At 71.8% G+C, this 7,238-nt stretch carries 7 protein-coding genes and 1 pseudogene; all 8 read right to left on the bottom strand.

The genetic code is table 11. From position 1 onward, the window contains the following. On the bottom strand, positions 1–564 hold a 564-nt coding region (locus ACFU99_RS03575), incomplete at its 3' end, for a hypothetical protein (RefSeq protein ID WP_384385139.1). 101 nt (positions 565–665) lie between these two features. After that, positions 666–1,070, bottom strand: a complete 405-nt coding sequence (locus ACFU99_RS03570) for a LuxR C-terminal-related transcriptional regulator (RefSeq protein ID WP_384385137.1) — start codon at positions 1,068–1,070, stop codon at positions 666–668. Beyond that, positions 1,070–2,110, bottom strand: coding sequence for an MvdC/MvdD family ATP grasp protein (locus ACFU99_RS03565; RefSeq protein ID WP_384385135.1), 1,041 nt, complete (start codon positions 2,108–2,110; stop codon positions 1,070–1,072). Before ACFU99_RS03565 ends, ACFU99_RS03570 begins: the two co-directional genes overlap by 1 nt. Next, a complete protein-coding gene (locus ACFU99_RS03560) occupies positions 2,104–2,385 on the bottom strand; it encodes a hypothetical protein (RefSeq protein WP_384385133.1) in 282 nt (93 codons plus the stop codon). The genes ACFU99_RS03565 and ACFU99_RS03560 overlap by 7 nt, the downstream gene beginning before the upstream one ends. A gap of 75 nt (positions 2,386–2,460) precedes the next feature. Then, positions 2,461–2,697: a hypothetical protein gene (locus ACFU99_RS03555; RefSeq protein WP_384385130.1), complete on the bottom strand. Its 237-nt coding sequence runs from the start codon at positions 2,695–2,697 to the stop codon at positions 2,461–2,463. 356 nt (positions 2,698–3,053) lie between these two features. Further along, positions 3,054–4,832, bottom strand: a pseudogene (locus tag ACFU99_RS03550) (glycoside hydrolase family 15 protein); the annotation flags it as partial. Positions 4,833–5,017: 185 nt separating this feature from the next. Further along, a complete protein-coding gene (locus ACFU99_RS03545) occupies positions 5,018–5,362 on the bottom strand; it encodes a hypothetical protein (protein ID WP_384385127.1) in 345 nt (114 codons plus the stop codon). 8 nt (positions 5,363–5,370) lie between these two features. Beyond that, positions 5,371–6,762, bottom strand: coding sequence for an MFS transporter (locus tag ACFU99_RS03540; protein ID WP_384385124.1), 1,392 nt, complete (start codon positions 6,760–6,762; stop codon positions 5,371–5,373). Between the last annotated feature and the right edge of the window lie 476 nt (positions 6,763–7,238).

The raw sequence follows: 7,238 nt of genomic DNA, 5'->3' as shown, positions 1-7,238 counted from the left end.
GAGCACGACGGCTCCGGTGAGCACCAGCTCCTCGGTGACCGAACTCCACAGCATCTTGGTGATCTGGAGCAGCGGGGAGTCCAGGCCCATGACGCTCAACTGGTCGTCGTGCAGGACGGGTCCGGATGCGTAGATCAGCAGCAGGAGCATCACGAAACCGGTCACGACGTACAGGGCTACGGCCGAGACGCTCACCGCGCAGGCGTGCAGGAATCCGCGGCCGGACCGTGCCCGGCCTGCGCGGAGGCGGGGCACGGGCAGGGTGATCCCGTGCCGGTGCACGACCTCGCGTACGAGCCACACGAGCAGGATGGTCGTCGCGAGATTCCACGGGATGACGGAGCTGGTCCGTGCGGTGAGTCCCGTCCGGTCGGCCAGGTCCACGGTGGTGAGCGCCCCGACGGCCAGGGCCAGCAGCAGGTGCCGGCGGCCGGCAGCCTTCCCGGCCCGGAGAGCGATCAGCACGATGAGCCAGAGCCCGCCGCCCACGGTGCAAGCGACTCCCAGCAGGTCCTCGCCCGCAGCCCAGGTTCCCGGGTCGGCGCCGAACAGGCGGACGAGCATCAGGCAACTTCCGTAGGCGGAGGCTCCGGCGGCCACGGCGGCCAGGCCAGCGACGTCACGGTAGGCGCGGGCAGTTGCACGACGGTTGCGCAACGGGGGCGTCATGCGGCACCCCGGACCGGAGCCTGCGGGTCGTGGAGTTCGCCGAGCGCATGCCCGATCGCGATGAGGTGACCGAGGGTACGGGCGCGCGTCAGTTCCAGCAGGTCGGCGACGGGCGGCGCCTTTGCCTCGCCGCGCGCCACGCGCAGCAGCCGTTCCCGCTGCTCGTCGGTGAACGAGACGTCTGAGGGAGGTTCGGGCGGAGTGAGCTGCCCGGTGCAGTAGGCGGCGTGCAGCGCTGCCGCCCGGGTGGGCACGGAGAATTTGGTCACGACGGTGCTCAGGTGTTTGTCGATCGTCGTGGGACGGCAGCCCAGCTTGCGGGCTGTCTCCTGAGGGGTGTCCCCGCGGGCGTACGGTTCAAGGGCGCGCTTCTCAGCGGATGTCAGTGTTGCGGCGAACATCATTTCCTCGGGTGCGGTGCCGTCTGCGGGGAGGCGGCGGGCTGATGGCGTGGACGGGCTGAGAGGGCGGGTCGCTGGAGCAGATCGGCGAGGGCGCCGGAGATCGACAGGTCCAGGTGCTGTTCGATCCAGCCGTACATGCCGGCCGGATTGAGATCGACGAACCACCAGCGGCCCTCGGCGTCGATCAGCAGATCGAGCGCGGCGTAGACGAGGTCGTAGTGGTCCAGGAGGGCATGCACCCCCGCGCGGACCGGGTCGGGGACGTCGATGTGGTCGTATGTGAGCGAGCCGTAGTTGGCGCGGAAGTCGCCTTTCGCTCCGCTGATGCGGCCGGCGAAGAGGTGCTCTCCGACGGCTATGAGGCGGACCTCGGTCTCCTTGCGGATGGTGTGCTGCAGCTGGTGGGCCATCAGGGCCAGTGAGGGCCCGAGCTGGTCCGCGGTGAGCGGGCGGGTGTAGAGGATGGTGTGGTGGCCGTCGCCGTGGTCGACGTGGGGGGAGACCAGCGACTTGCACACCACCCCGTCCGGGGCGGCGGCCTCGAAGCCCCGGGCTTCGGCCGGCGTGTTGCCGACCCAGGTCGGGGGCACCGACAGGCCGCAGCGTGCTGCTGTTGCCAGGGTGTCCGGCTTGTTCTGGGCGGCGCTGGTGGCGGCGGGATGGTTGACGTGCAGGCAGTCCAGGGACGCCAGCACCCCGGCCAGGCCCGCGGTCGACTCGCGACTGACCCACTCGGCCGCGGCCGCGGGCAGGGTGTGCGCGGCGCGGACGGGTTCAGGGTGCCACCAGAACACCGAGCCGATCTCCGTCAGCTCTACAGCATGTCCGAGGGCGCCGAGCGTGCCGGCCCACCGAGCCCCGTCGAAGACGGCGTTCAGACGGAGACGATCGGGAAAGTCGGCGAGGTCGAACCGGATGACGGGCACCTCCCGGTCAGCCAGGTGCAGGATGACGCGGTCAGCGGTGAGATCTCCTTGCGTGGTGACGACGCAGACCGGGCGCGGACGCCCGGCCTGCACCGTGAGGACGTCTACCACCAGGCCCCGACCGTGCTGATGGGGTCTTCCCGCTCCACCGGTCCCATGGAGCCACCGGTGAACGAGATGACGGTGGTGTGGGCGGAACGGTAGGTGGCCAGCGGTACGCCGCTGGCGTCGAGCGTGATCTGGCGGGCCTCGTCGTAGCGGTCGCCTTCCTCGATACCGGGGGCGAGCGCGGGGGGTACCGCCGGGATGGCCACCAGGGTCAGGGCGAGGGGCACCTCGGCCGAATCCGGAGTCCGCGGAACGGGAGTCAGGAGTTGCAGGGTCAAGGAACTTCCTTACGTGAGCGGGAGTGATCTGGGCGTCGTGCGGCCGGGGCGGTGCCCTGACCCGTCGTGGAGCGGTCACCGTTGTTCCTCCGTCGCGAGCACGGGGTCCGGGACGGGCGGGTCCGCGGAGCTATCCGGGCCGTGACGCTGGTGGGACGGGGTCGGGGCGGGGCCGTCGTGAAAGGTGGCGTACGACTCGGCGGGTATCAGGGTGCTGGCCACGCGGGGCGTGAGGACGGCGCGCAGGACGGGCGCCAGCCAGGCGATGCTCCCCGAGAGCACCGGAACCAGCAGGGGAACATGCGGGGTCACAAGTCCCGCCCAGCGGTGCTGTCCGGGGCCGGGACATTGCTCGCGGCCTCCGTCGCGGCCCCGGACGGTTGCCGCTGGCTGACGACGCGGGGGAACGGCACCGCTGTAGGTTCCGCGTCGGGCTGTCCACTGGCCTTGCTCTGACCAGCAGGTTTCGTGCTCGTCCCACCCGATGTCCACTGGTCGTCGTCCCGTGAACGTGTCCACGTCCCCCGCCGCGGCACCGCTTCTGGCTCGGGCAGAGGCGATTCACCTGCGGATTCCCGTCCCCGTGGCCTCTTGGCCACGCGGTGGACATCACTGGTGGGAAAAGGACACGGGATCTGGGATCCCACAGCCGCATACGGGCGTCCGCCGCCCAAGGACGCGAGGATGGTGGCACTGGTGACCAGCCCGCTATGGCTGAACGCCTGCGGGAAGTTACCCACTTGGCGCTGGAGGCGGGGGTCCCACTCCTCGGCGAGCAGCCCGAGGTCGTTGCGGAGCGAGAGCAGCTTGCCGAACAGCGTGCGCGCCTCGTCGAGACGGCCGATCATCGCAAGGGCGTCGACGAGCCAGAACGAACAGATCAGGAACGCCCCTTCGTCACCTTCCAGCCCGTCCACGCCCGCGTCGTCGCCGCTCGTCGGGTAGCGCAGCACGAAGCCGTCCTGGGTGGACAGCTCCCGCTGGATCGCCTCGATGGTCCCGATGACCCGCTTGTCGTCCGGCGGCAGGAACCCCGTCTGCGGGATGAGCAGCAAGGACGCGTCCAGCTCCGTCGACCCGTACGACTGCGTGAAGGTGTTCCGCTCCTGGTCGAACCCCTTCTCGCACACCTCGTGGTGGATGGCCTCGCGCAGCTCGCGCCACTTGGCCAGCGGGCCGTCCGCATCACCCGATTCGATGAGCTTGATGGTCCGGTCGACCGCCACCCAGGCCATCACCTTCGAGTGCACGAAGTGCCGGCGCTCACCGCGGACCTCCCAGATGCCCTCGTCCGGCTCCATCCAGTGGTTCTCCAGGTATCGGACCAGCTTCACCTGGAGGTCGCGGGCGCCTTCGACCGCGTCCGTGCCGAGCTGACGGGCGAGGTGGAGGACGTCGGCGACCTCGCCGTAGACGTCCAGCTGGAGCTGGCCGGCCGCGCCGTTGCCGATCCGCACCGGCCCCGAGTCCTCGTACCCGGGCAGCCACGGCAGCACGGCCTCGCCGAGCTCCCGCTCGCCCTCGACGCCGTACATGATCTGCAGGTCCTCGGGGGCGCCGTCCGCCGTGCGTACTAGCCACTCCTGCCAGGCGCGGGCATCGCTGTGGTAGCCGGCGCGCAGCAGGGCGGCGGCCGTGAGCGCCGAATCCCGCAGCCAGGTGTAGCGGTAGTCCCAGTTGCGGGAGCCGCCGATGGTCTCGGGCAGCGAAGTGGTGGGCGCCGCGACGCTGGCGCCGGTCAGGTCGTAGGTCAGCGCCTTAAGGGTGATCAGTGAGCGGACGACGGCCTCCCGGTCCGGGCCGTCGTAGATGCACTGCCGGGCCCATCGCCTCCAGAACGCCTCGGTGGCCTCCCGCGCGGCCTGCGCATCCGGCCGCTCCGGAGGTGCGTGGTGGGAGCGGGCCCAGCTGAGGGCGAAGGCGACCTCCTCACCCGGCCCGAGGGTGAAGTCCGTGACAACGGTGGCGTCTTCGGTGCGGGGTTCGGCGGCCGCGTCCAGCCAGAGCGAGTCCGCCCCGGAGCAGATCAGCGTACGGCCGGTGGGGGCCGGGTGCACCACCGGCGTGGTGAGGCCGTAGTCGAAGCGTGGGCGCAGCGTCGAGCGCATCGGCACCCGTCCGCTGACGCCTTCCACGATCCGGATGAGCCGCGGGGCATCGCCGTCGGGCGGCATGAAATCGATCACCCGGACCGTGCCGTGGGGGGTGTCCCACTCGGATTCCAGGACGAGCGAGTCCCCTCTGTAGCGGCGTCGGTCGGCCGGCGGCGGCGGGGTTCTGGGCGCGTGGTCGGGGCCGATGCGCCAGAAGCCGTGCTCCTCGGTGCCCAGCAGTCCCGCGAAGACGGCGGGGGTGTCGAACCGGGGCAGGCACAGCCAGTCGGCGCTGCCACCCCGGCTGATCAGGGCGGTGGTCCGCATATCGCCGATGAGCGCGTAATCCTCGATCCGGTCATGCGCTGCGGTGGGCTCCCTCCTGGACGCCCGGACAGCACCGGAGCGCGCCGGGGGCGGCAAGACCATCACCGAGGGGTCGGCGGGTTGGGCGAGTTGGGACATCTCAGGCTCCCGTGATCGAAGGGGCGGTGGGTGAAGGGGCGGCCAGCCGCAGGTTCAGACAGCGCGGGAATTCGTCAGGACGGAGGGCGAACGGGAGGCGGAGCGCGGAACCCGTCCCTGGCACACAGGACGGGCGGCCCGCCCCGCTCGTGGGACGCGAGGGGGTCGGGGACGGGGCTGGTCCGCGCCTGCGCTGGAACAGCCGGCCTGCGGGTGACGCCGCCCGCCAGCCGCGCCTCCAGCAGGAGCAGCGAAATCAGCGCGAGGCAGGCCAGCGGGAACAGGGCGCAGCCCAGGAAGAATTCGCGCACGAACGTCGTCGGTCCGCTGCGCGGGGGCTTCGTGACGGCCTTGTGGTTCCGGCGCGCCGACAGGCACGCCGCCAGGCACCCTGCGGGCACCACTCCCCACTCGAACACGGCGCGGATCATCGCTGCTCGGCCCCCCGCGCGGTCAGAGCCGGGCGTCGCCCGCGGGCAGATGCCGGAGACGGGCCGTGATCGCCGTCGTGGCCGTGCCGGGCCGGCTCGGGGAGGCGATGCAGGCGGCGCAGGGGCGAGGCGGCCAGCCGCACCGGCGGTGCGAGGAGGAGGACCGCGCACAGGATCAGCGTGGCCCGCAGGCCGAGAGTGGTGGCGACGGCCCCGGCCAGGAGCGCCGCCACCGGCGCGGGCCCCGCGCACAGCAGCTGGCCGACGGTGTGCATCCGGCCGTGCATCGCGGGCGCGCAGACGGCCATCCGTACGGTCTGCTGGGTCAGGCCGCCGACCGCGGCCGCGGCCGATTCGGTGGCGAGCGCGAGGGCGATGGTGATCTGCCCGGCGAGGCCGGGCCCGCTCAGGATCAGGGGGACCTGGCTGAGGGGGGCGATCAGGAGCGCGGCGATCATGGTGCGGGCCGGTCCGAACCGTCGCTCGCAGCCGGGGGCGAGGACCGCGCCGAGCACGCCGCCGGCGCCGCTGGCGGCCAGGATCAGGCCGACCGTCGTGCCGTCCCAGCCCAGGCCGCGGATCAGGTAGAGGGCCAGGACCGCCTGCTGGCCCGCGACGACTCCGCAGGTGATCGCGTTGGTGCTGAGCACCGGCCACCCGATCGGATCCCGCCGGACATACCGGAGCCCTGCGCACACCTCCCGCCGCACCGTGCTGCCGGGCACGCGTGGGGCGGGCGGCGGCTCCGGCGTGCGGATGCGGGCCGTGCACGCGGCGCTGACCAGATAGGAGGCGGCGTCCAGCAGGATCGTGCGGGCCGCGCCGAAGACGCCGATGAGCACGCCGGCCAGCGTGGACCCGCCGAGCTGGGCGACGCCGGCGGCCCGGACCATCTGGCTCGTGCCGTCCATCAGCCGGGACGGCTCCAGCAGTGTGGCCAGGTAGGCGAGAGTGGCCGCCCTGCTGGTGACGCGCATCGTGCCGACCACCAAGGCCGCCGTGTACAGCCACCACATAGTGAGCCAGTCGACGGCGGCCGCCGCCGGGATGGAGGCTGTCGCCGCGGCGCTCACCAGATCACTGCCGATCATGACCGGACGCCGGCGCATCCGGTCGATCAGCGCTCCGGCGGGCAGGCTGACCACCAGGGGCGGCAACTGCTGGCAGGCTGCCAGCAAGGCCGTCTGCCCGACCGATGCGTCGAGCACCGTGACCGCGGTGAGCGGTATCGCCACCGCGCTCACCGCACTGCCGGCGACGCTGGCGGCTTGCCCGGTCGCGAGGGCGGTGAAGTCGCCGCTGCGCCACAGGTATCGGGCGGCCGTCGCTTTCGGGGCGTCGGCGGCAGGGGCGGTGCTGGACCCGGGGCGGGTGCTGGTCACGGTCATGGTCGGTCCGTTGTGGCTCGCGGGATGGGGGCGGGCGGTACAGGCGGCAGCATTTTGCTGTGCGAGACCGGAAAGGGAATGCTTTTCGCTGCCGCGCCTTTCGGATAGGGAAGGGTTCTGTGCGGCCGCCGGCGTGCGGAAAGCGGAAAGAGTTATTCGCCATTGCGTGCTGGCCTAGTGCGGCGTCTGCCGTGTTTCAGTTCGGAGTCGTGGAGTTCTCTCCGTGCCCTCCCCGCGCTCTCTTGCGGCAGGAGAGCGTGGGGAGGTTTTTGCGGCCGCCCCGCCGGAAGAATTCCGGCGATCACCTTCCTGCGGGGCGGGGCCCTCTCCTGCCATGCGGGAAACAAGAGAGGGAGTCTGGTGGGCCTGGCCGCGTGACTCTGCTGGTGAGATGCGTTCAGGCCGGGTGTGGGCGCGACCCCCGTACGCGCCACACGCCCCGTGCCGTCAGTCCAGCGCCGCCGTCGGCGCTGGAC

It is taken from the genome of Streptomyces sp. NPDC057654 (genome assembly GCF_042800135.1).
In the GTDB taxonomy this organism is placed as follows: Bacteria; Actinomycetota; Actinomycetes; order Streptomycetales; family Streptomycetaceae; genus Streptomyces.
This window is presented reverse-complemented; position numbering and strand designations above follow the sequence as displayed.

Bases quoted from the DNA above. Each gene is read 5' to 3' on its own strand.
- ACFU99_RS03570 (WP_384385137.1), bottom strand. From the start codon at position 1,070: ATGTTCGCCGCAACACTGACATCCGCTGAGAAGCGCGCCCTTGAACCG.
- ACFU99_RS03540 (WP_384385124.1), bottom strand. From the start codon at position 6,762: ATGACCGTGACCAGCACCCGCCCCGGGTCCAGCACCGCCCCTGCCGCC.